A 23697-nucleotide genomic window follows, 5' to 3' on the forward strand; every position below is an offset into this window, starting at 1 on the left:
AGTTTTGTGAATCGCCGGCAAGCCGACTCGCGGGGTGCGAGTCATGCGAAAAATCCCGCCACACCCCAACCTTGCCGGCACTTCTTTGTACGTGCTGTACGAACAGGCGCACGCGCCACCGTGACTCAATGCGAATGGCGTGGCTCGCCGCTTCGGGCGATGACCCGCAGATGCAACGTCGCCGGTTCAAGGCAGCCGCCTGTGGACAACTGCCCTACCAACTGACGGTACAGCTCCTGCCACGGTGTTTGCGATGCAGGCATTTTCGGTTCGAACTGCGCGCGGCGCTCGGCCATTTCTTCGTCGCTGACTAGGACGTTCACGCTGCGATTGTTCAGGTCCACGCGCAGCCGATCATTGGTCTTCAACAGCGCCAGTCCCCCGCCGACCGCCGCTTCCGGCGACATGTTCAGAATCGAAGGGCTGGCCGACGTGCCGCTCTGGCGTCCGTCGCCCAGGCAGGGCAGAGAATCGATGCCGCGTTTGATCAGCTCGGCGGGTGGCGCCATGTTCACCACCTCGGCGCTGCCCGGATAACCCACGGTGCCTGCGCCACGGATCACCAGAATGCAACGCTCGTCGATGTCCAGCGATGGGTCGTTGATGCGCGCGTGATAATCCTCAGGCCCTTCAAACACGATAGCCCGCGCTTCAAAACTGTTCTCCGCGCCCGGTTCGGACAGGTACGTCTTGCGAAACGCCTCGCCGACCACCGACATTTTCATGATCGCGCTGTCGAAAAAATTCCCGCTCAGCACGATGAAACCCGCGCGGTGCTTGAGCGGATCTTCATAAGGCCGGATGACGTCGGCGTCGTGGGCGGCCGCGTTGCGCACAATCTCGCCAACGGTTTTGCCCGACACCGAGCCGCAATCTTCATGCAGCTTTCCGGCTTTCTGCAGTTCATGCATCACCGCCGGAACCCCGCCCGCGCGGTGGAAGCCTTCGCCAAGGTATTTGCCCGCCGGCATGCAATTGACCAGCAACGGCACGTCTTCGCCGATGCGTTGCCAGTCGTCCAGGCTCAGTTCGACTCCCATGTGCCGCGCAATGGCGATCAGATGCGGCGGGCAGTTGCTCGACGCGCCGAGGGCCGAGGCGACGGCGATGGCGTTCTCGAAGGCCTCGCGGGTCATGATTTGTGAGGGGCGCACGTCGTCGCGGACCAAGTCGCAGATGCGTTTGCCGGTCATGTACGCCATCTGGCCCCGTTCACGGTAGGCCGCCGGAATGCTAGCACAGCCGGGCAATGACATGCCCAGCGCCTCCGCCAGCGCGTTCATCGACAGCGCCGTGCCCATGGTGTTGCAGTGGCCCACCGACGGCGAGGCTGCGGTGGTCATTTCCATGAAGCCTTCGTAATTGATTTCGCCCGCCGAGAGCAGATTGCGCGCATGCCACAGCACAGTGCCGGAGCCGATGAGTTCGCCTTTGTGCCGACCGTCGAGCATCGGCCCGCCCGACAGGACAATGGCGGGCAGATCAGTGGTCGCGGCTGCCATCAGACACGCTGGGGTGGTTTTGTCGCAGCCGGTGGTGAGCACCACGCCGTCGAGCGGATAGCCGTGCAGGATCTCGACGAGGCCCAGATAGGCCAGATTTCGGTCCAGCGCGGCGGTCGGGCGACGGGTCTGTTCGGCCATAGGGTGGACCGGGAATTCCATGGGGATCCCGCCCGCGTCGCGAATTCCCGCTTTAACTCGCTGCGCGAGCTCCAGATGATGGCGATTGCAGGGGGCCAGGTCGCTGCCGGTCTGGGCGATCCCGATGATGGGCCGTCCAGATTGCAGCTCTTCCCGGGTCAGGCCGTAATTCATGTAGCGCTCGACGTAGAGGGCCGTCATGTCGGCGTGTGAGGGGTCGTCGAACCATTGCTGGCTGCGCAGGGGACGTTTCGGTGAGTCGGACATGGTTCGGGTTTCTCTTGTAATTGGGGTATCTGAAGGCGCCGCGACAGCATGGCGCCAACGCACGGATCAGCGCGACAGCAATCCACGTTCGGCCAGGTTGCGAAACAGTGCGCCTACGCCAAATGTCCACGGTGTCGCGAGGCTGCTGTGGGTCACTTCGTTGTGCAGGCCGCCGAGCAACCGGCTGCTGATGCTGACCTGGTCCAGCAGTTTATGGGTGAAGCCGCCGCCCACCGTGTCGCGGTCCTCGGTGGGGGCGAAGAGGGTGCCGAGGAACAGCAAGAAGCCGTCCGGGTACTGGTGATTTTCGTTGAGCGCCTGGGCTGCGATGTCTTCGGGATCGCGGCTGATCTGCGACATTGAACTGGAGCCCTTCATCACGTAGCCGTCTTCGCCTTTTACGTGCAGATCGACAACGCAACTGCGCACGTCGTCCATCGAAAAGGTCTCGTCGAACAGCCGAATGAACGGGCCAATGGCGCAAGACGCGTTGTTGTCCTTGGCCTTGCTGAGCAGCAACGCGCTGCGGCCCTCGAAATCACGCAGATTGACGTCGTTGCCGAGGGTCGCGCCTTGGATCTGCCCGCGACTGTTCACGGCCAGCACCACTTCCGGCTCGGGGTTGTTCCATTCCGATTTTGGGTGAATGCCGATCTGGCTGCCACTGGCGACCGAGGCCAGCACTGGCGCCTTGGTGAAAATCTCGGCATCCGGGCCGATGCCGACCTCCAGGTATTGCGACCACATTTTTTGCTCGATCAGCAGCGCCTTGAGGGTGCTGGCCTGATCGGAGCCGGGCTTGATATTGCGCAGGTTATCGCCAATGGCGCCTTGAACGATGGCGCGCACACTCTCGGCCTTGGCAGGGTCGCCTGCGGCCTGCTCTTCGATCACGCGCTCGATCATGCTGGCGGCGAAGGTCACCCCGGCGGCCTTGATCACTTGCAGGTCGGCAGGCGCCAGCAGGAAAGCTTTGCCGAGGTCCGGCGTGGTGCTGGAGTTGGCGAGCAAATCTTCGAGGCTGGCAATCAGCGTGCCTTGGGTTTCACGCACCGCCTTGAGGGGAGATTCCGATTCCAGCAACTCGCTCAACGTAGCGAAACGTTCAGACAAATCGAACACCCCGTCGCTGCGCAGGACCACGGGAGAGGGCCCGCTGACGTTGCCCGGCACCCAGGCGCGGCCAATCAAGGTTCCGTTCAGGCCGTCGGCAGGCAGTGTGTTCTCGGGAGTGAGTTGAATGGGCATGGCAGTCCTCGAAGGTTCTTGTGCTTTTGATACCGACCCTAATGAGCGTCGGCGATAAACTCCAATGACATCTGCTCAATTATCGATAACACTGGGTTATCGCCAATCGAGGCTGTCTCCATGTCCGATCTGTCTTTTTCAACGGTCTGTAACTGGCTCAAATTCAAGCATCTCGTGCTAATCGACACCCTGGCGCATACCCGAAACATGCACGCCGCCGCAGTGCACATGAACCTCAGCCAACCCGCTGTCAGCAAGATGCTGCGCGAGATCGAGCGGCTGCTGGGGTTCGACCTGTTCGAGCGTCTGCCACGCAACATGCCACCGACCGCGCTGGGTGAGCACGTGGTGCGGTATGCGCAGATCGCCCTGAACGACGCGAATAAGTTCGTCGACCAGATCAGCAGCCTGCGCGAAGGGGGTCACGGATTTTTGAAAGTGGGCGCTATCTTCGCGGCCACGGCCGTCGTGCTGCCCAGCGCCATCGTGCAGTTGAAACAGCGCTGGCCATTGCTGTCGATCGAGATCGTAGAGCAGACCAGCGACCATTTGATGGAAATGCTCGACGACAAGAAGCTCGATCTGGCCGTGGCCCGGTACACCGATGAGAACCAGCAGCAGGTCTATGACTTCCAGGCGCTGGCGCCCGAGCCCTTTTGCATGGTCGTCAACAGCCACCACCCGCTTAACGAATTGAAAGAGACGCCGCTCGAGGAATTGGGCAACTGGCCGTGGATTCTCTACCCGGTGGGCACTCCAATCCGCGCGCGGATGGAGCAGGCATTTGCCAAGGCGGGCATCCCGCTGCCCAGAAACACCATCGACACCATCTCGATGCAGACCTTCCTTCAAGTGCTGCAATCCGGCCCGATGATCGCGATGCTGCCTGCTGCAATGGCTCAGCCGCATCTGGAAAGTGGTCTGCTCAAGGTACTCAACACCCCGCTGAAACTGGCTCCGCAGGACTACGGAATCCTCACCCGCAAGGGCGAGCCATTGCTGGGCGCGGCGTCGGAATTTGCCAAAATTCTCCTGGCGAACACACAAGGGGGGTCGCTCGTGACGCGATAACTCCGGGTTATCGATCAATGGAAACATCTCATTATTCTTCATCTGTCGGTTGTCAGTAACATCCGCTCGTGTCTCGACCCCCATAACAACAATACAGGCGCGTCATGTGCCTGGAGGTCCCACCATGGCAACCGCATCTGATCGCCTGCCCGATTCCTCGGGCGCCGGGCAAGCCAGCTTCGAAGATCGCACCTACCGCAAGGTCATCCTGCGCATCCTCCCCATCCTGCTGCTGTGTTACATGGCGGCGTATCTCGACCGCGTGAACATTGGCTTCGCCAAGCTCGACATGCTCAATGACCTGCAATTCAGCAACACGGTCTACGCATTGGGCGCGAGCATCTTCTTCTGGGGCTATTTCATCTTCGAAGTGCCAAGCAACCTGCTGTTGCACCGGTTCGGCGCTCGGTTCTGGATCGCTCGGATCATGCTCAGTTGGGCCATCATCTCGATGGCCGTAGCGTTCACCGTGCCACTGGCGACGTTCTTTCACATCCAGTCGGAAACCATGTTCTACGTGCTGCGCTTTCTGCTCGGCATTTGTGAGGCGGGGTTCTTTCCGGGTGTCATCCTTTACCTCAATTACTGGTTTCCGACTCGCCGTCAGAGCCGCGTGATGTCCGGCTTCCTGATGGCCATGCCGATCAGTCTGACACTGGGCGGTGTGGTTTCCGGCTGGCTGATGACGCGCATGCAAGGTGTGCAGGGCATGGCCGGCTGGCAATGGCTGTTGATCATTGAAGGCATTCCGTCGGTGATCATGGCGTTCGTGGTGCTGGCGTTCATGGCCAACAACATCGATGCCGCCAAATGGCTCTCGCCAGAAGAGAAGGCGATGCTCAAGGCCAACCTGCAAACCGACAACATAGGCAAAGCGTCGAACCTGCGCGAGGTGTTTTTCAACGGTCGGGTCTGGTTGCTGGTGCTGATCCTGCTGACCTTCAACACCGGCTTCTACGGCCTGGCGTTCTGGATGCCCTCGATCATCAAAAGCGCCGGCATTTCCAACCCGCTGGACATTGGCCTGCTGACCGCCATTCCCTACGGCATCGCTGTCATCGCCATGACCCTCAACGCGCGCCACTCCAACAAGACCGGCGAGCGCCGATTGCATGCGGCGATTCCCGCCATAATCGGTGGCATTGGCCTGATCCTCAGCGCCTATTTCGCCAACAACGTCGTGCTGTCGATCATCTTCCTCAGCGTTTCGGCGTCCGGCGTCTTGAGCCTGATGCCGATCTACTGGACCCTGCCTGGCACGGTATTGTCGGGCGTGGCCGCCGCCGCAGGCATCGGCATGATCAACGCCATCGGCAACTTGTCGGGCTTTACCGGCTCGATGATCACCGCCGTCGCGGAGAACCTGACCGGCAACATCAACAACGGCACCTACGTACTGGGCGCCTGTTTGTTCGTCAGTGCAGGCCTGATCCTGTCGATTCCGCGTTCGATGCTGCAACGTCATGACCAAGCGGCGCCTGTGCCGAGTGGTGCGCTGCCCCAGGCCTGATGGTCCCCTTCCTTCACACACCTGCCATCGCCGTACGCGATGGCAGGCTCGTCAATGCCTGATATACGCCCCGCCCACGCACTCCTAACATCGGTCTGACATGACCACTCGCCACCGGCGAAATGAAGGAGAGCCCATGAAAAACTTTCGTATCGGCCAGATCGTTCCCAGCTCCAACACCACCATGGAAACCGAAATCCCGGCGATGCTGACCTCGCGCTACGGTCTGTTTCCGGAAGAGCACTTCACCTTCCACTCTTCGCGCATGCGCATGATGCATGTCAGCCCTGAAGAACTGAAAAAGATGGACATTGACAGCGACCGTTGCGCGCTGGAACTGAGCGATGCACGGGTGGATGTCATGGCCTATGCCTGCCTGGTGGCGATCATGTGTCAGGGTGCGGGTTACCACAAAGTCTCGCAGGAACGTCTGGGCAAAACGGTCGTTGCCAACAAGTCCAACGCCCCGGTACTCAGCTCGGCGGGCGCGCTGATCGACAGCCTCAACCTGCTCAACTACAAGAAAGTCTCGATCATCACCCCGTACATGAAGCCCCTGACCCAGCAAGTCATCGACTACATCGAAGCGGCGGGCATCGAAGTGGTGGATTCCATCAGCCTGGAAGTGTCCGACAACCTTGAAGTCGGTCGTCTGGACCCAATGAACCTCGTGGCCCACGCCGACAAGCTCAACATCGGACAAGCCGATGGCGTCGTTCTGTCGTGCTGCGTTCAGATGCCGTCGCTGCCAGCGATCCAGGTCGTACAGGACCGCCTCGACAAACCTGTGCTATCGGCCTCAGTGGCCACCGTCTACCAAATGCTGAAAACCCTGGGCCTCAAAGCACAGGTACCCAACGCTGGCCATCTGCTCTCGGGCCAGTTCTGACCCACCACGTGACGGGGTACTATGGCGGCCACACAGGCCAACGCCCGGTACCCCCCATGAAGCTCGACCCTGTCTCGCTGCGTCTTTTCGTCAGCGTCGTCGAAGAAGGCACCATTGCCGCCGCTGCCAAGCGTGAACACATCGCCGCGGCGGCAGTGAGCAAGCGGCTCAGCGAACTGGAAGAGCTGCTCGACTCCAAACTGCTCAACCGCACCAACAAAGGCATCGCCCCGACCGACGCAGGGTTGTCGCTGCTGTTCATGGCCCGCAGCGCCCTGAACAACCTCAATGAAATCGTTGTGCAAATGCGCGACTATTCCCACGGTCGGCGCGGCTCGGTCAGCGTTCTGGCCAACATCTCCGCCATCACCCAGTTCATGCCCAGCCTGATCAAATCCTTCATGGCTCACTACCCGCTGATCAACATCAGCCTCGAAGAACAGCAAAGCCTGTCCATCACCAAAGCTGTCGCCGAAAACCGCGCCGACATCGGCATCTTCACCCGCTTGCCCCACGGCGCCGACATCGAAGTCTTCCCCTTTCGCACCGATCGACTCGTCCTGCTCGTGCCAAACGACCACCCCTTGGCCGAGCGGGATTGCGTCTGCCTCAACGACACCCTCGACCATCAATACGTCACCCTGCGCAGCGGCACCCACCTCAACTTTCAACTGATCAAAGCCGCCAATGACCTCGGTCGCTCCCTGAAAATCCGCATGGAAGTCTCCAGCTACGACGCACTTTGCCTCATGGTCCAAGCAGGCGTCGGCATCGGCATAATGCCCGAGGGCAGCGTAGGCATTTACAAACTCGAGGGTGCAAAGGCGGTGCATCTGGATGAAGCGTGGGCGAGTCGGGAGTTGAGCGTTTGCGTGAGGGCGAAAGAAGGACTGTCGACAGCGGCGGGGCTGTTTCTTGAGCACATCCTAAAAGCCGAACCGCAGGCGGATTGATGCTTCTGGGCTACAAAAAACCTTTTTTGCATTGGTTTTGATGCTCGCGGGCTACAGCATCAGCCTTTCCGGTTTGCCTCCCGATCATTCTTGTCTTGAATTGTTGTGTCTCATGGGCTACAAAAATAGGCATTACCTACGTTTTTGATGCTTGAGGGCTACAACGTGTCTACTCTTTTCGATATCGCCGAGATGCTCAAGCACGCGCGCAGCGAGGCCCAACTAAGCCAAGAAGCCATCGCCAGTCGAGCGGGCGTGTCGCGCTCGACCGTCGCCCGCATGGAAACCCTGGCCAAAGGTGATATGAGCGTTTCAGCGTTAGTCCGCCTACTCGAAGCAGCAGGGTATAACTTGAAACTGGTGAGGGCCGGTCATCAACGGACGGTTGAGGACATCCTGGCAGAGCAGCGTTCAGGGGCGTTCGAATGATGCGCCTGGATGTGCATGTCGGCGCCAATAAGGTCGCCCAGCTTTATCGCGAGCGCGACGAGTATGTTCTCCACTACCTGCCGGGCACTTCCGTTACAGGTTTTGTGAGCCTTGCCTTACCGGTTCGTGAGGCGCCGTGGCGCTGGCCGCGCGATCTGTTTCCATTCTTCCGGCAAAACCTGCCTGAAGGGTATCTACTCGGCGTCATTCGGGAAGAATTCGGGCCGCTTCTGGATGGCACCGATCTGTCCTTGCTCGCTGTCATTGGCGGTGCGGGTATCGGGCGCGTCGCGGTGACCCCGGAAGGCGTCGCGCCTGGCGTGGCAATGGCCCCACTGGAAATCGAACAGCTGTTGAAAGCGGAGAACACCACCGAGCATTTCGCAGAGCTGGTCAGACGCTACGCCCGCGCAGCGGTCTCTGGGGTAGTCCCAAAATTCATCGCCCATGACGTCGAGCCAACTGACGTCCCGCTCGGAAAGCCGACGATCCGTACGGGCTTTCACATCATCAAGGGCTCGGACGACACCACGCCTTATCTGGGTTTCAACGAGTTCTACACGATGAGGGTGCTTGCGCGGCTACAGGTCGTGTCGGTCGCCACGTGCCAAATGTCCGAAGACGGTCGCGTGCTGGTCGTAGACCGTTTCGACGTCGACCAACAAGGGCGTCCGCTTTACGGCGTCGAAGATGCCTGCGGCCTTCTCGGCCTGCCGCCCCATGAAAAATATGCAACCACGACCGAGCGTGTGTGGAATGCCACTCGACCTTATATCCCCAGTGAGCGGATGCGGAATGCGCGGGAGCATTTTGGTTGGCAGATCCTGACGAACTACGTCGTTCGCAATGCTGATTGCCACGCTAAAAACATCGCGCTCTATTACACCTCTCGGGGCGACGTGACCTACACGCCAATCTATGACCTCGTCACCACTCAGGCCTATCCCCGTTTCGCGACCAATCCGCCAGGGCTGCCCGTTGGCGGGCGTCAGACCTGGACACCGGGGCGGACGCTGGAGGTCTTCTTTAACAGTGTTTTAGGCATCCCCCCGAGGCAATATGCGGCGATGGTCGAGCAGCTTTGCGAGTCTGCTGTTGAGGTGGGTAAAGAGCTGATCCAAGCGTCGAAAAATGAACCTGCGTGGCGGGACGTCGCCAAGCACATGGTTCATGCGTGGAACGAAGGTATGGAAACATTACGTAGCGCGAAATCTGCACCGCATCTGCGAGGGCTGGATGCCGCCATTAGCGAGGCGGGATTTTCAGGGCCGCGTGCAGCGGACAATGGACGTGTTCAGATTGGTCGTTCTGAACTATTGGCACCTCGGCGACCCAAGTAGCTTGCGTGACCCCATCGCTGCCAAGAACTGCGCGTACGCCATGTTTTCGCGCGGGCATGTCGCTGCCGTTGGCCACGGCGGTGCGCAGGTTGGCAGAAATCAGCTCGACGGCTTTCAGTGGGCAGACGTCGGTGATCGGCGTTGCGGCCGTTGAGACGTAGGCTTTGATGGCATGATTCAGTGCGTCGATGCCTGTGGTGGCGGTCAGGCCTTTCGGCATCGCAGCCATCAGCGAAGGGTTCGTTTACGGACAGAAGCGGGGTGACGTTGCGGTCAACGATGGCCATTTTCACGTGGCAGGTGAGATCTGCTATGGAACGGCGCGAGGCGCGGTCGTCATGACTTCAAGCCGACGGGTACTCGCCTGCCCTTGCAACAGGCGAGTATGAAAGTGCGGCTGAGCGTTAAGCGTTAGCCCGCAAGGCCCTGACCGACTCCTCAGCATTCGCCTTCCTCGCCATTTCGGCGACTTCCTTGGCTACGATGGTCTTCCCGATCGGTGCGAGGGCGATGCCAGCCAGTTTCAGATGTTGAATTCCGAAGGGGATGCCGATGATGGTGATGAAGCACGCGAGGGCCGACATCACATGCCCCAACGCCAGCCAGAATCCACCGAGGACAAACCAGACGATGTTGCCCAGCAGGCCTAGGCCGCCGGTGCCGATGTCATCCTTCAAGTGCAGTTCTTTACGGCTGATGGCTTCTTTGCCGAAGGGGAAGAAGGAAAACTGCCCGATCACAAAGCAGGCCCTGCCCCACGGGATGCCGATGATAGTCACAAAGGCGAGGACGCCGATGATCCACCAGGCCAGGCCCATGAAAAGACCACCGAGGATGAACCACAAAAAGTTGCCGATAGCGCGCATTGCTTACTCCTTGTTTGAGAACTCAGTCCATTGAGGTACAGCGGGGACGGAAGGCTAGCACGGTGCCTTCATCTGGAAAAGATGCTGAAACGTGCAAAGTCTCGATAAGCGGACATTAAAAAGCCGGCTTGTGGCCGGCTTCTCGGTGACAGGTTTGGTGAGTTTTTGGCTCATCGCACCCGTCCGCAAAAGTGCGCGCTGCGTGCAGGCGCTTGTGAGGTAGACCAGACGTGCCCCGTGGGAGCGTCTGGTCGGCCACCTGTCCGCGGGTAGCCGACCGGTGTTGAAACGAAGGCGTGCAGGATACGCACTCTGCTGCTGTCTGCCCAGTCTTGATGCGCCGCGCTACGTCTTTATCTCTCATATGCACAGGTTCAGCCATCGGGCAGGGTGGCGGGGTGGCGGCGATTGTTGAGGGTGGACCACCAGAAGATCCAGCCGAGAATGTGGATGTGTTGTTCCTGTATCTGCTCGGCGCTGAAGATTTCGTCCGGGTATTCGCTGGCGTTGTGGCTGCGCAGGCGAAGGCCGCCGCCGGGGAGGCGATAGAGGTATTTCACCCGCAGCATGCCGTCGTGTTCGATCGCATAGATTTCGCCGTCGATGACGTTGACGCGTCCACGGTCCACGCCGATGAGCGAGCCGTCCTGAATCTTGTCGGCCATGCTGTTGCCGACCATGGCGACGCAGATGGCGTTGTGCGGGTTCACGTCCATGGCGTCGAGCACGCGTCGCGCCAGACGCACTTTGTGATGAGGGATTTCGCCGACGACGCTCTGCCCGGGGGTGCGGGTTTCCAGTTCGCAATAGAACGGCATGTCCAGCTCTTCACGCGCGACGTGCCGTCCGGTGCGCTGTCGGGTCACGGCGTCCACGCCGGTTTTGTCGCGGCCTTCGCCGGGGTGTTTGGGGCCCTCGCCGCTGCGCAGCCAGCGCACGTTGACGCTGAGCAGTTCGGCCACTTCTTCCATGCGCGCCATGGGGATGCCGCGTTTGAACCAATTGTTCACGTGTTGCGGCGTTACCTTGCGGTTGGCGGCGAAGTCCGTTGCGGAGAGATGGCACTCCCGAAGAAGAACGCGTAGTCGATCACCTGATGTATTCATGAGGCGAAGTTTACGTGCGGTTCAAGTTTGTTTAAATGAACGAAGTGTTCAAATGCGCGGGCAGTCAAAGTTGCCAAAGATGGTGGGGATTACAACTTCCGACCGTAGTTGTAGGGCGATTCATTCACTGTTTTGCAGGCGCTCAACAATGGTTGAAAGGCGTGGACGGCCTGGCTTGGGGCTGTTGGCGCGAGAGGAGGCGAACTAGAGCCTTATTGGCGAGTACTGTTGCGGAGTTTCTTTCCAGAAATGCCGTGAGTAACGACTGCATTAAACACCGTGTTTGATGTGGCGCTGATTTAAACATTTCTTCGGTCGCACTGCTGCAAAAAAAGTGCGAAAGACATGACGAGGGGCAATATATGAGGTTGAAGGCGCAACGAAGTCGCGTGAGAGGTGACTGCTACCTCCGAAGCGACAGGCGCCTCGGAGGTGGCGATCCGGATCAGCCTTTGTAGGCAGCGACGGATTTGGTGATGGCTTCGCGTGCGGCATCAGCGCCTGCCCAGCCTTCGATCTTCACCCATTTGCCTTTTTCGAGGTCTTTGTAGTTGGCAAAGAAGTGCTCGATCTGCTGAATCAGCAGTGGCGGCAGGTCGGTGTATTCCTTCACGTCGACATACAGCTGGGACAGCTTGTCGTGCGGGACTGCGATGACTTTGGCATCGCCGCCGCCGTCGTCGGTCATGTTCAGCACTCCGACTGGGCGAGCGCGAATGACCGAACCTGGCGCAACCGGGTAAGGGGTCACGACCAGCACGTCGAGGGGGTCGCCGTCGTCAGCCAGGGTGTTCGGGATGAAACCGTAGTTGGCCGGGTAGAACATCGGGGTGGCCATGAAGCGGTCAACGAACAGAGCGTCGCTTTCTTTGTCGATTTCGTATTTGATCGGCGCGTGGTTGGCCGGGATCTCGATCGCGACGTAGATGTCATTCGGCACGTCTTTGCCGGCCGGAATCTTGCTGTAGCTCATTGGGCTTTGCCCCCCTTGGTTGACCATTCAGAATCTGGCGTCCAGCGCCAAAAGTGGCCCGGATTATAGGCACATTCCCGAAGCGTTGCCACGCGTGGCAGGCGTCTTCAGGCCTCGTGATTGCGCTTGATAGACCGGCGTTCGAGGACTAAGTGCCTTGATGGGCCATAAGTCGCGCCAGAGGGTCTTGCCGGTAGAAGGCTTTGAGTTGCGCGTAGACCTCGGGATAGGCCTCGACCAGCACATCCGGGGCGCTGAAGAAGTACTCGCTGGTGACGGCAAAGAACTCGGCGGGGTTCTCGGCGGCATAGGGATCGATGGCGGTTTCTGCGTCAGGGTCGGCGTCCAGCTGGCGGTTCATGTCATCGAACGCGCTTTGCATCGCACCGGCCCAGTCGGCGATGCGCATGTCGTTGTGCAGCGGCGGGTGACCATTGGCGTCGCCGTTGAGCATGTCGAGCTTGTGCGCCAACTCATGAATGACCAGGTTGTAAGCCTCCCATCCACCACTCGACAGCACGCCCGGCCACGCAAGAATCACCGGGCCTTGCGACCAGGCTTCGCCGCTGTGTTCGCCGTCCCATTCATGCTCGATACCGCTGGCGTCGCGATGCCGTTGCGGACTGATGAAATCGTCGCCGTAGAGGATGATTTCGTGGAAACCCTGATACCAGTTCAAATCCCCCAGCGCCAGCAACGGCAGCTGCGCCTGCGCAGCCAGGAACAGACGCGACTCGTCATCCAGCTCGACGCCTTCCAGTGCGGTGAGGTGTTTGGCGTGGAGGAACAGCACGCAACTGTCGAGCAGGTAGCGATCCTCTTCAGCGGTCAAACCGTCGAGGATCGGCAGGCGCTCGCGAACCCGGTTCCAGAGTGCTGGGTCGATCGGGTTGCGTGCCAGCGTGCGGCGTTTGAGCCAGTCGCCCAGCGACCACATGACTCAGCGCGCCGCGGCGGAACGGCCCATGCGGCTGCGGACCAGACCAACGATCATCGGCAGCAACGACAGCAGGATGATCGCCAGCACCAGCAGCGTCAGGTTCTTCTTGATGAACGGAATGTTGCCGAAGAAGTAACCCAGGGTGACCAGACCGCCGACCCAGAGGATCGACCCCAGCACGCTGAAGCCCAGGAAGCGGAAATAGTGCATTTTGCCGAGGCCCGCGACGAAGGGTGCGAAGGTGCGGATGATGGGCAGGAAGCGCGCAAGGGTGACTGTCTTACCGCCATGACGCTCATAAAACTCGTGGGTTTTGGTCAGGTAGTCGCGGCGGAAAATCTTCGAATCCGGGTTCTTGAACAGCCTGTCCCCCAAGGTGCGACCGATGACGTAGTTAGTGCTGTCGCCGATGATCGCAGCGGCCATCAACAGGCAGGCCAGCAGCACCGGGTCCATGCCGCCACCAGCTGCCACAGCGCCTGCGATGAACAGCAGCGAATCGCCCGGCAGGAATGGCATCACCACCAGACCTGTCTCGCAAAAGATCACCAGGAACAGGATCGCGTAGACCCAGGTGCCGTAATGGGTCACCAGCAAATCGAGGTAGACGTCGAGGTGGAGGATAAGGTCGAGCGGGTTGAAATCCATGTACGGCACCTGAGTGAAAGGCCTTGGCCGGGCCCTGTGCGGGTCGATGATGAGGGCGAAGTCGGACGCATTATAGAGGGAAGAAACCGGATGTTGCCGAGCGCGATAGTTGAATCGCAACATTTGGTAGTAACACCGCAGACGACGTCGAACCCGACCTGCGGGCGTGAGCAAGATCATGAAAGGGGCGCGGTGAAGCAGGCAGACGACCAGCGGCTTGCTCGCGAACCGGGTTGGGCGGTGACCGATGGGCTGTCTGACACACCGCCGTCACTGCCGCGGTGCGTCCGGCATGTCCCACTTCGACGCGTGGTGTCTGGATGCCTTGCAACATTCAATAAAAACGGCCTCCGAAGAGGCCGTCGTTCACACGCTATCGCCGAATCAGAAGAAGCCCAGCGGGTTGATGTCGTAGCTGACCAGCAGGTTTTTGGTCTGTTGGTAATGTTCCAGGGCGACCTTGTGGGTCTCGCGGCCAACGCCGGATTTTTTGTAACCACCGAACGCCGCGTGCGCCGGGTACAGGTGGTAGCAGTTGGTCCACACGCGACCGGCCTTGATGGCGCGGCCCACGCGGTAGGCGCGGTTGATGTCGCGAGTCCACACGCCTGCGCCGAGGCCGAATTCGGTGTCGTTGGCGATGGCAATGGCTTCCGCTTCATCCTTGAACGTGGTCACGCTGACCACCGGGCCGAAGATTTCTTCCTGGAACACGCGCATGGCGTTATTGCCTTTGAGCAGCGTCGGTTGGATGTAGTAGCCGGTGGCGAGCGAGCCTTCCATCTTCTCCACTTTGCCGCCAGTCAGCAGTTCGGCGCCTTCGCCCTGCGCGATTTCAAGGTAAGAGAGGATCTTGTCGAACTGCTGCTGCGAGGCCTGGGCGCCGACCATGGTCTCGGTGTCCAGCGGGTCGCCGCGCTTGATCTTCAGCACCTTGTTCATCACCACTTCCATGAATTGCGGGTAGATCGACTCTTGAACCAGGCAGCGCGAAGGGCAGGTGCAGACTTCCCCTTGGTTGAAGAACGCCAGCACCACGCCTTCAGCGGCTTTATCGATAAATTCCGGCTCGGCTTTCATCACGTCTTCGAAATAGATGTTGGGCGATTTGCCCCCTAATTCCACCGTGGACGGAATGATGCTGTCGGCCGCCAATTTCATGATGTGTGAGCCCACTGGCGTCGAGCCGGTGAACGCGATTTTGGCGATGCGTTTGCTGCTGGCCAAGGCTTCACCGGCTTCACGGCCATAGCCTTGCACCACGTTCAACACGCCTTTTGGCAGCAGATCGCCGATCAGCTCCATCAATACGCTGATGCCTAGCGGCGTTTGCTCGGCGGGCTTGAGCACGATGCAGTTACCGGCGGCGAGCGCGGGCGCGAGTTTCCAGGCGGCCATCAGCAACGGGAAGTTCCACGGGATGATCTGACCGACCACGCCCAGCGGTTCGTGAATGTGGTACGCCACGGTGTTGCCGTCGATTTCAGCGGCAGAGCCTTCCTGGGCACGCAGCACGCCGGCGAAGTAGCGGAAGTGATCGACCGCCAGCGGAATGTCAGCGTTGAGGGTTTCGCGCACGGCCTTGCCGTTGTCCCAGGTTTCGGTGACGGCCAGCAGCTCGAGGTTCTGCTCGATGCGATCAGCGATTTTCAGCAGGGTCAGCGACCGTTCCTGAACGGAGGTCTTGCCCCACGCATCAGCAGCGGCGTGTGCGGCGTCCAGCGCTTTATCGATGTCTTCGGCAGTGGAGCGAGGAAAGGTTGCGATCAGCTTGCCAGTGATGGGCGAGGTGTTTTCAAAGTACTGGCCTTTGACCGGCGGCACGAATTCGCCGCCGATGTAATTGCCGTATTGGGACTTGAAGGTAACGATCGAGCCTTCAGTACCGGGATGGGCATAACGCATGGTGAATATCTCCTTGCTCTTGTGATTGTGTGGGGAGAACGCGGCTTCACTTTTCATGAATGCGCTTATGGAAAGCGTAGAGCAAAGCGCGGGCCATTGCCGTGTGGTGCCCGGGCTATAGGCGTTTGAGCCAAAAAAGGGAGACTTGCTGGTGTCGCCTGTGTCGGTTGCGAAACAGGCTGCGTGACACTTTGTACCGAATGTGGGACAGCCGGCGCCGGTACGGTTGGCCCAGCATTGCAATGGCTCAAAGTGAGGAGGATGCTGGTCAACGAATCCCCAAGCCCTCACTGGGACGAACAACAAAAATGCACAGCAATCCGTTCGCACGCCACGCCCAGCAAGTTCTGACGGTCGCTCAAGGTCACGTGCCCCATCGTTATGGCCCCGGTGCCGATCCTTCCATCGCCCGCTCATGGGTGCGTTGCCTTGAGGACTACCACCTCGACCCCGCCCAAGCGATGGCGCCGACCGTCCTGGAACATGCCCGCGTGCTGGAAAGCCGAGAGCGCCTGCAGCAGGTATTGACGATTGCGGGCAGCGAGATGAACAGCCTGCATCAGCAGCTCTCGGGCGGTAACGCGGTGTTGCTGACCGATGCGCGCGGTGTGATCCTCAACTGCGTGACCGAGCCGAGCGAGCGCAAGATTTTCGAACGTGCCGGTCTTTGGCTCGGTGCGGACTGGAGCGAGGCCCGGGAAGGCACCAACGGCATTGGCACCTGTGTGGTCGAGCGACAGTCGGTGACGATCCATCGAGACGAGCATTTCCGAGGCCGCCATACGGGGCTCACCTGTTCGGCCAGCCCGGTATTCGATCCCCACGGCGAACTGCTGGCCGTTCTCGACGTTTCATCAGCGCGGCACGATGTCTCGCGGCAAAGCCAGTTTCACACCATGGCGTTGGTCAACCTGTCGGCGAAGATGATCGAAAGCAGCTATTTCCTGCGCCATTTCGACGATCAGTGGCTGCTTCGCTTCCATCTGCAGGCCGGTTCGGTCGGGCTGTTCAGCGAGGGGTTGCTGGCGTTCGATGGCGAAGGGCGACTCAACGCGCTGAATCAGAGTGCTCTGAACCTGTTGAGCCTGAATCGGGCTGATCTGGTAGGGCAGTCAGTCGAAGCCCTGTTCGATTGTTCACTTGATGAGCTGATGAGCCGCGCGGCACCCGATGCCGCTGCCAGCTGGCCGCTGCGCACCCGCGATGGGCGAGGATTCTTCGCCGTTGTGCGTGGGCAATCGCGGCCAGGGCTGAAAGCCATTCCGACGCCGGTTGTCGCCAAGGTCGCGGCGCAGCCTGCCTTCAACGGCATCTGTCTGAGCGATGAAGCGCTGCGTAGCCACTTCCGCCGCGGGATGAAGGTGTTCGAGCGGGATGTGCCGCTGTTGCTCAATGGCGAAACCGGCTCGGGCAAAGAGGCGTTCGCCAAGGCGGTGCATCAAGCCAGCCAGCGCGCAGACAAGCCGTTCGTGGCGCTGAATTGCGCGGCGATCCCGGAAAGCCTGATTGAAAGCGAGTTGTTCGGTTATCGCGGCGGCAGTTTCACCGGCGCGCGCAAGGAAGGCATGCGCGGCAAGTTGCAGCAAGCCGATGGCGGGACGTTGTTCCTCGACGAAATCGGCGACATGCCGGTGGCGTTGCAGACGCGTCTGCTGCGCGTGCTGGAAGACCGTCTGGTGGTGCCGATCGGTGGCGAACCGCAACCTGTCGATGTGCGAATCATCAGTGCGACTCATAGGGATCTGCTCGGTCGGGTGGAGGACGGCAGCTTTCGAGAAGACCTCTATTACCGGCTCAACGGCTTGGAAATCGCCTTGCCGCCGTTGCGTGAGCGCAGTGACAAATCACAGTTGCTCGACTTCTTGCTGAAAGAGGAGGCGGGCGGGCATCCGGTGCAGATCGATGCCGATGCGCGAGCGGCGCTAATGGGTTTCAACTGGCCGGGCAATGTGCGGCAAATGCGCAATGTGTTGAGGACGCTGGCGGCGTTGTGTGAGGACGGGGTCATCGGTGTGAGTGATCTGCCGCAGGTGATCTGCCAAAGGGCGGCGCAAAAGGTCGACGCCCCCGAGCTTTCGGATTCTCCGCTGGAATGCGCCGAGCGTTCAGCGCTGATCGCCACCCTCGACGCTCAACGCTGGCACATGACCCACGCAGCGCGGGAGTTGGGGGTGAGTCGCAACACCTTATATAGAAAGCTGCGCAAGCATGGGATCACTCGCTAGGCACCCCTGCGGGTGCGGTCCAAATTGTGGGAGCCGGGTCCTACCCATGACATCGCGTGGCGACCTGCACCTGTAGGAGTGAGCTTGCTCGCGATAGCGATGAGTCATATGGCTGCTTTGCTTCTGAAAGGGCGCGATCGCGAGCAAGCTCACTCCTACAGTGGAATGCATCTCCCAGTTGATTCCGAATTGCCCTGTGCGAACCGACCCTCTCTACGCTAACCTGCGCCCATGTTTTAAGAGGTCGGTCATGCACATTCATATTCTGGGTATTTGCGGCACGTTCATGGGGTCGCTGGCGGTACTGGCCAAGGACTTGGGCCATAAAGTCACGGGCTCTGACGCCAACGTCTATCCGCCGATGAGCACGCAGCTCGAAGCGCAGGGCATTGAGTTGATGCAGGGTTATGACCCTTCACACCTCGAACCGGCGCCGGATCTGGTGGTGGTCGGCAACGCCATGTCGCGGGGAAACCCGGCTGTCGAATACGTTCTGAACAAAGGACTACCTTACGTTTCTGGCCCGCAATGGCTGGCGGACCACGTGTTGCGCGGTCGTTGGGTGCTGGCCGTTGCCGGGACCCACGGGAAGACCACCACCAGCAGCATGCTGGCCTGGGTGTTGGAACACGCGGGCATGGCACCGGGTTTTTTGATCGGTGGCGTGCCCCAGAACTTCGCTGTCTCGGCGCGTTTGGGCGACACACCGTTCTTCGTGGTTGAAGCCGACGAATACGACAGCGCCTTTTTCGACAAGCGCTCGAAGTTCGTCCACTACGGCCCGCGCACGGCGATCCTTAACAACCTTGAGTTCGATCACGCCGACATCTTCCCTGACTTGCCCGCCATCGAGCGGCAATTCCATCACTTGGTGCGCACGATCCCCAGCGAAGGCCTGGTCATTCATCCGACCACCGAGCCGGCGCTGGAACGCGTGATTCAGATGGGCTGCTGGACCCCGGTGCAGACCACAGGGGAGGGCGGCCAGTGGCAGGCGAAGCTGCTGAGCGAAGACGGTTCGAAATTCGAAGTGCTGTTCGAAGGTGTGGCGCAAGGCGTTGTCGATTGGGGCATGACCGGCCAACACAATGTGGCCAACGCTTTGGCCACATTGGCAGCGGCCCGCCATGTCGGCGTCGTCCCGCAGCAAGGCGTCGAAGCGTTGAGCGCGTTCAAGAGTGTTAAGCGTCGGATGGAAAAGGTCGCCGACGTGCGTGGCATCATTATCTATGACGACTTCGCTCACCACCCGACCGCCATCGCCACCACGCTGGACGGCCTGCGCAAGAAGGTCGGCGACGCGCCGATCATCGCCATCGTCGAACCGCGCTCCAACTCCATGAAGCTCGGCGCCCACCGTGACGGCTTGCCCGAAAGTGTCGATCAGGCCGATCAGGTGGTCTGGTACGCCCCCGCCAATCTGGGCTGGGACCTGGCCGCGACCGCCGCGCTGTGCACGACCCCTTCGGTCGTCTGCGATTCGCTGGATGCCATCATCGCGTGCGTGAAGGGCCAGGCCCAGCCCGGTACGCACATCGTGATCATGAGCAACGGCGGTTTCGGCGGCCTGCACGGCAAACTCGCCGAGGCGTTGAAATGAGTGGGCCAGAGCGCATCACCCTGGCGATGACCGGTGCGTCAGGCGCGCAATATGGCCTGCGCCTGCTGGATTGTCTGGTGCGCGAAGACCGCGAAGTGCACTTCCTGATTTCCAAGGCAGCGCAGTTGGTGATGGCGACTGAAACCGACGTCACGCTGCCGCCCAAGCCGCAAATGATGCAGGCGTTTCTGACGGAATACACCGGCGCGGCGGACGGCCAGATTCGCGTGTACGGCAAGGAGGACTGGATGTCCCCCGTGGCGTCCGGCTCGGGTTCGCCCGCCGCGATGGTCGTCGTGCCGTGCTCGACCGGCACACTGTCGGCCATTGCGACCGGCGCCTGCAACAACCTGATCGAACGCGCCGCCGATGTGACCCTCAAGGAGCGTCGCCAGCTGATTCTGGTGCCTCGCGAGGCGCCGTTTTCCAGCATTCATCTGGAGAACATGCTCAAGCTGTCGAACCTGGGCGCGGTGATTCTTCCGGCATCGCCGGGCTTTTATCACCAGCCACAGACGATCGACGATCTGGTCGATTTCGTCGTGGCGCGGATTCTCAATCTGCTGAACATTCCTCAAGACATGCTGCCGCGTTGGGGCGAGCATCATTTTGGCGCCGATGAATAAGAAGCTGTTTGTCCTCACCCTGGGGCTGGTCATGGCCACCGGTTGCTCGACCGTGCGCACGTTGGACGCCAATCAACCGGGCGCACCGGTGGTGTATTCCGGCACTCGGCTGGATCTCTACGCGATTCGAGGCGGGTGCTGCGAGAAGGACCGGTTCGGCGCCGAAGCCCCGAAATACCCAATGCTGGACCTGCCCGGCAGTGCGTTGCTGGACACGGTGCTGTTGCCGCTGTCATTGCTGACGGCATTGGGTGTGGGGTATGGCGCGACGGGCGGGTTGTAGGCTTGATGCAGCCACCTCGGTGTGGCTGACATGACCTTTCCCTGTATGAGTGAGCTTGCTCGCGATTGAGGCATATCAGGCATTGCGAATGTATATGCCCCGGCGCCTTCGCGAGCAAGCTCACTCCTACAGAGAAGCTCCATCTGGATACGGTGCTGTTGCCGCTGTCGGTGCTGACGGCATTGGGTGTGGGGTATGGCGCGACGGGCGGGTTGTAGGCTTATTAAAGCCACCTCGGTGTGGCTGAAATGACCTTTCCCTGTAGGAGTGAGCTTGCTCGCGATTGCGGCATATCAGACATTGCGAATGTATGTGTCCCAACGCCGTCGCGAGCAAGCTCACTCCTACAGAGAAGCTTCATCTGGATACGGTGCTGTTGCCGCTGTCGGTGCTGACGGCATTGGGTGTGGGGTATGGCGCGACGGGCGGGTTGTAGGCTTGTTACAGCCACCTCGGTGTGGCTGACATGACCTTTCCCTTGTGGGAGCCGGCTTGCTGGCGAATACGGCTTTTCTGCACCAGAAGCATCAACTGACACGCCGCCTTCGCCAACAAGCCGGCTCCCACAACAGCCGATCTGTCGATTTGCGTGAATCCCCTATTTACCCAACCGCCGAAGTTCATCCGATTCCACAATCCGCACTCCGTCCTGCTCTTCCAGGGCCAGACGCCACAGCGCGCGGGCCAGGTTGCACGCCTCAATGCCGCCGTATTTGCCGGGGATCAGCTTGGCAATGGGCGCCGCCAACTGCTCGACGAGACGCTGATCCTCGCGTTCGCCAATCAACAGTGAGGGGCGGGCGATGGTCAATTGCGGCCAGTTCTGCGTCTTGAGCGCTTCTTCCATTTCGCCTTTGACACGACTGTAGAAAATGCTCGACTCGGGGTCCGCATTCACTGCGCTGATCACCAGCAGATGACGCGCGCCCAGTTCGCGCGCGCGTTTGCCGAAGGCGACCACCATGTTCATGTCGACGGCACGAAACGCGTCCTGCGAACCCGCTTGTTTGATCGTGCTGCCCAGGCAACAAAAGGCGATATCAATCTGGCCGCCGAGCGCGGGCAGCAAGGACATGAAGTCGCCAACAGGGTTTTCCAGATGGGGATGTTCGGCCAGCGGTCTGCGGCTGGGGGCCAGGACACGGCTGACGGTGGGTTCGGCGAGCAGGCGGTCGAGCAGATGCTCGCCGGTCAATCCGGTCGCACCGGCAAGCAAAATATGTTGTGGCGTCAAGTACATGGTCAGTCTCCCTTGATACGCCACAAGCATAGGCGCTCTAACGGAACAGACTGCGGACCGACCGGGCTGGTTTCACAAAAGCCATGAAATATTCATCCGAGCTGCCAGACCGTTAACGTTTGACGGTATTCAGCGCTCGCTCCGCCTGGCTTTTGCGCAGTTTCTGCCAGTGAGAAATGACGCCTTTCGGTGCCCAGATCTGAGGTTCGGAGGCTTCGAAGTTTTCGTCGATCTCCCGCTGCGCGACGATGGCCTTGGCGCTCTCGAAGGCCTGCTGCAAGTCATCGGTCTCTACCAGGGCTTTGGCGAACAGGGCTTCGCCAAAATAGGTGAAATCCGCCTCTTCCGAGCAGCCGAACGACACCCGGTCTTCACGTGACGCGGTGATGACCAGGGTTTTGTCGTCTTTGATGGCCGGGATGAAACCGCCCGAGTAACAGGCTGAAATCACCACGATCTTGTCGCGGTTTTTCAGCGGTGCCAGCACGCCGGCCATTTCATTGGCAGGCAGGTCTGACAGCTCCAGTCGCGGCTGATCCAGCACCAATTCGTGCTCGTGCGTGCCGTGGCTGGTGAGGTAAATGAAGATCAAGTCTTCAGGGCCGCTGCGCTGGGCAAGGGTTTGCACGGCGCGGGAAATGTTCTCGCGGGTGGCCAGGGGGCGATCGGCCATGTGATCGCGGTGGTTGACCAGCGCCACCTGGCCGAAGGCGCCGAAACGGCTGGCCAGCAGTTTGTTGACGTAATCGGCTTCGCGCATGAAGACGCTTTGCTTGCCATCGCCGCCGACGACGAGGCTGTACAGCTCGACAGCCGGAGTCGACGCCGGAACCGCGGCCAACGCTTTGTCCAGCAGAGGGCCTTGGGCCAGCAAGCCCGTTTCCAACGGGTCGGGCAGCAGCTTGCCCATGGCGTCGCGCACGCGCTGACCGTTGGCCCAGGTGCCGCTTTGCACGCTGCCGTCTGCCGACGTCAGGGTGCCGACGCCTTGGTAGTTGTCGTTGTCGAATCGGCCTACGTACACACTGCCGTCGGGCATCTGCAAGCGGCCCTCGCCGGAGAAGCGCCAGTTCTGGAATTGCCCCTGATAGTTGGTGCCGTCGGAGCCGATCAGTTCGCCCTTGCCGGAGAAGGCCCCGTCCTTGAACTGCCCGGACCACACGTCACCGTCAGCGTTTTCATAACGCCCGCGACCGTTCAATTGATTGTCGTGAAAGCCACCGACGTATTGGTCGCCGTCGGCGCTGGTGAAGTTACCGACGCCCTGCAACTGGCCGTCGACGAATTTGCCGCTGAATTGGTTACCCGCTGCGTCGCTGCGCTGGCCTTCGCCATTGGGTTTGCCGTGGGCGAACTCGCCTTGATATTCGCTGCCGTCTTCCAGCACGAGATGACCGGGGCCGTCATACAGGTCGGCTTTGAATTGGCCGCGATAGCTCATGCCATGCTCTTTGAGCGTGCCTTCGCCTTCGCGTCGCCCCAATTTGTAGCCGCCGACGTAGCTGCCCGCGCTGGTGGTCAGCTGACCTTGTCCGTGAAACAGACCGTCCTGAAACCCGCCTTTATAGACGTCGCCGTTGCTGGCGTGCCATTCGCCCTGGCCGTTCCACTGACCGTTTTTGAACTCACCGGCATACCAGCTGCCGTTGGGGTAGTCGATGCGGCCTTTGCCCTGCAGCACCCCATTGACCACATCGCCCCGGTAGCGACCGCCATCGGGCAGGCGGGCGTCCGGCGGCAATATCGATTCGCCGTCACCGCAAGCGGTAATCAAAAGGGTAAGGGCCAGAGGAGCAAGCGCGCGCATGGTAAATCCCGAAAATGAGGTGTTTCGGCGTGATCGGATCGCGAACGTGGTCCGGTCGCTCACACAGCCGCGCCGAGTATGCCGCAGCCGGGAAGCGTCATGAAACAGTCAGTTACGACTGTTTCATA

21 protein-coding genes and 2 pseudogenes are annotated in these 23697 nt (G+C 60.3%); 12 read left to right on the plus strand and 11 right to left on the minus strand.

Annotated features, from left to right (window positions below):
• Window positions 1-125: 125 nt before the first annotated feature.
• Complete coding sequence (locus B3N48_RS25785; protein WP_296188548.1) at window positions 126-1910, minus strand: IlvD/Edd family dehydratase; 1785 nt, start codon at window positions 1908-1910, stop codon at window positions 126-128.
• A gap of 66 nt (window positions 1911-1976) precedes the next feature.
• Window positions 1977-3158: a fumarylacetoacetate hydrolase family protein gene (locus tag B3N48_RS25790; RefSeq protein ID WP_296188550.1), complete on the minus strand. Its 1182-nt coding sequence runs from the start codon at window positions 3156-3158 to the stop codon at window positions 1977-1979.
• 120 nt (window positions 3159-3278) lie between these two features.
• Here B3N48_RS25790 and B3N48_RS25795 point away from each other — a divergent pair, with 120 nt between their 5' ends.
• The 6 genes from B3N48_RS25795 (at window position 3279) to B3N48_RS25820 (ending at window position 9350) form a co-directional block, all read left to right on the plus strand.
• Window positions 3279-4229, plus strand: a complete 951-nt coding sequence (locus B3N48_RS25795) for a LysR family transcriptional regulator (protein ID WP_296188552.1) — start codon at window positions 3279-3281, stop codon at window positions 4227-4229.
• 124 nt (window positions 4230-4353) lie between these two features.
• Complete coding sequence (locus B3N48_RS25800; protein ID WP_296188553.1) at window positions 4354-5739, plus strand: MFS transporter; 1386 nt, start codon at window positions 4354-4356, stop codon at window positions 5737-5739.
• 136 nt (window positions 5740-5875) lie between these two features.
• Window positions 5876-6628 carry a maleate cis-trans isomerase family protein gene (locus B3N48_RS25805; RefSeq protein ID WP_296188555.1) on the plus strand — a complete coding sequence of 251 codons (753 nt, stop codon included), beginning with the start codon at window positions 5876-5878 and terminating at the stop codon, window positions 6626-6628.
• Window positions 6629-6684: 56 nt separating this feature from the next.
• On the plus strand, window positions 6685-7581 hold the full coding sequence (locus B3N48_RS25810; RefSeq protein WP_296188557.1) for a LysR family transcriptional regulator: 897 nt from the start codon (window positions 6685-6687) through the stop codon (window positions 7579-7581).
• Between the two features lie 165 nt (window positions 7582-7746).
• The gene (locus B3N48_RS25815) at window positions 7747-8010 is read left to right on the plus strand and encodes a helix-turn-helix domain-containing protein (RefSeq protein WP_296188558.1); all 264 of its coding nucleotides are present in this window, start codon (window positions 7747-7749) and stop codon (window positions 8008-8010) included.
• Window positions 8007-9350, plus strand: a complete 1344-nt coding sequence (locus tag B3N48_RS25820) for a type II toxin-antitoxin system HipA family toxin (RefSeq protein WP_296188560.1) — start codon at window positions 8007-8009, stop codon at window positions 9348-9350. Before B3N48_RS25815 ends, B3N48_RS25820 begins: the two co-directional genes overlap by 4 nt.
• 12 nt (window positions 9351-9362) lie before the next feature.
• Here the strand turns inward: B3N48_RS25820 and B3N48_RS25825 are convergent.
• The 7 genes and pseudogenes from B3N48_RS25825 to B3N48_RS25855 form a co-directional block, all read right to left on the minus strand.
• Window positions 9363-9664, minus strand: a pseudogene (locus B3N48_RS25825) (L-threonine dehydrogenase); the annotation flags it as partial.
• Between the two features lie 90 nt (window positions 9665-9754).
• Window positions 9755-10216 (minus strand): YccF domain-containing protein, encoded by a 462-nt coding sequence (locus tag B3N48_RS25830; protein ID WP_296188562.1) that lies wholly within the window; start codon window positions 10214-10216, stop codon window positions 9755-9757.
• A 374-nt stretch (window positions 10217-10590) separates the two neighbouring features.
• Window positions 10591-11322 (minus strand): LexA family transcriptional regulator, encoded by a 732-nt coding sequence (locus B3N48_RS25835; protein ID WP_296188564.1) that lies wholly within the window; start codon window positions 11320-11322, stop codon window positions 10591-10593.
• A 445-nt stretch (window positions 11323-11767) separates the two neighbouring features.
• A complete protein-coding gene (gene ppa / locus B3N48_RS25840; protein WP_166597457.1) occupies window positions 11768-12295 on the minus strand; it encodes an inorganic diphosphatase in 528 nt (175 codons plus the stop codon).
• A 148-nt stretch (window positions 12296-12443) separates the two neighbouring features.
• The gene (locus B3N48_RS25845; RefSeq protein ID WP_296188566.1) at window positions 12444-13232 is read right to left on the minus strand and encodes a zinc-dependent peptidase; all 789 of its coding nucleotides are present in this window, start codon (window positions 13230-13232) and stop codon (window positions 12444-12446) included.
• Window positions 13233-13235: 3 nt separating this feature from the next.
• Window positions 13236-13883: a DedA family protein gene (locus B3N48_RS25850; protein ID WP_296188568.1), complete on the minus strand. Its 648-nt coding sequence runs from the start codon at window positions 13881-13883 to the stop codon at window positions 13236-13238.
• A 384-nt stretch (window positions 13884-14267) separates the two neighbouring features.
• The gene (locus tag B3N48_RS25855) at window positions 14268-15788 is read right to left on the minus strand and encodes an aldehyde dehydrogenase family protein (RefSeq protein ID WP_296188569.1); all 1521 of its coding nucleotides are present in this window, start codon (window positions 15786-15788) and stop codon (window positions 14268-14270) included.
• Between the two features lie 308 nt (window positions 15789-16096).
• Here B3N48_RS25855 and B3N48_RS25860 point away from each other — a divergent pair, with 308 nt between their 5' ends.
• From B3N48_RS25860 to B3N48_RS27015, 6 genes and pseudogenes are all read left to right on the plus strand, one after another.
• Window positions 16097-18013 (plus strand): sigma-54-dependent Fis family transcriptional regulator, encoded by a 1917-nt coding sequence (locus B3N48_RS25860; protein ID WP_296188570.1) that lies wholly within the window; start codon window positions 16097-16099, stop codon window positions 18011-18013.
• A gap of 250 nt (window positions 18014-18263) precedes the next feature.
• Window positions 18264-19613, plus strand: a complete 1350-nt coding sequence (gene mpl, locus B3N48_RS25865) for a UDP-N-acetylmuramate:L-alanyl-gamma-D-glutamyl-meso-diaminopimelate ligase (RefSeq protein WP_296188572.1) — start codon at window positions 18264-18266, stop codon at window positions 19611-19613.
• The gene (gene ubiX / locus B3N48_RS25870; RefSeq protein ID WP_296188574.1) at window positions 19610-20239 is read left to right on the plus strand and encodes a flavin prenyltransferase UbiX; all 630 of its coding nucleotides are present in this window, start codon (window positions 19610-19612) and stop codon (window positions 20237-20239) included. The genes mpl and ubiX overlap by 4 nt, the downstream gene beginning before the upstream one ends.
• Window positions 20232-20522, plus strand: a complete 291-nt coding sequence (locus B3N48_RS25875) for a YceK/YidQ family lipoprotein (RefSeq protein ID WP_296188575.1) — start codon at window positions 20232-20234, stop codon at window positions 20520-20522. The genes ubiX and B3N48_RS25875 overlap by 8 nt, the downstream gene beginning before the upstream one ends.
• Before the next feature lie 143 nt (window positions 20523-20665).
• A pseudogene (locus tag B3N48_RS25880) lies at window positions 20666-20740 on the plus strand (YceK/YidQ family lipoprotein); the annotation flags it as partial.
• A gap of 92 nt (window positions 20741-20832) precedes the next feature.
• Window positions 20833-20958, plus strand: coding sequence for a hypothetical protein (locus tag B3N48_RS27015; RefSeq protein ID WP_414704288.1), 126 nt, complete (start codon window positions 20833-20835; stop codon window positions 20956-20958).
• 162 nt (window positions 20959-21120) lie between these two features.
• On the opposite strand, the gene B3N48_RS25890 is transcribed toward B3N48_RS27015, so the two are convergent.
• Together B3N48_RS25890 and B3N48_RS25895 are read right to left on the minus strand one after the other, a co-directional pair.
• Complete coding sequence (locus B3N48_RS25890; RefSeq protein ID WP_296188577.1) at window positions 21121-21762, minus strand: oxidoreductase; 642 nt, start codon at window positions 21760-21762, stop codon at window positions 21121-21123.
• Between the two features lie 112 nt (window positions 21763-21874).
• Window positions 21875-23569, minus strand: coding sequence for a C13 family peptidase (locus B3N48_RS25895; protein WP_296188579.1), 1695 nt, complete (start codon window positions 23567-23569; stop codon window positions 21875-21877).
• Between the last annotated feature and the right edge of the window lie 128 nt (window positions 23570-23697).

This window comes from Pseudomonas sp. UBA1879, from assembly GCF_002338065.1.
Lineage (GTDB): Bacteria > Pseudomonadota > Gammaproteobacteria > Pseudomonadales > Pseudomonadaceae > Aquipseudomonas.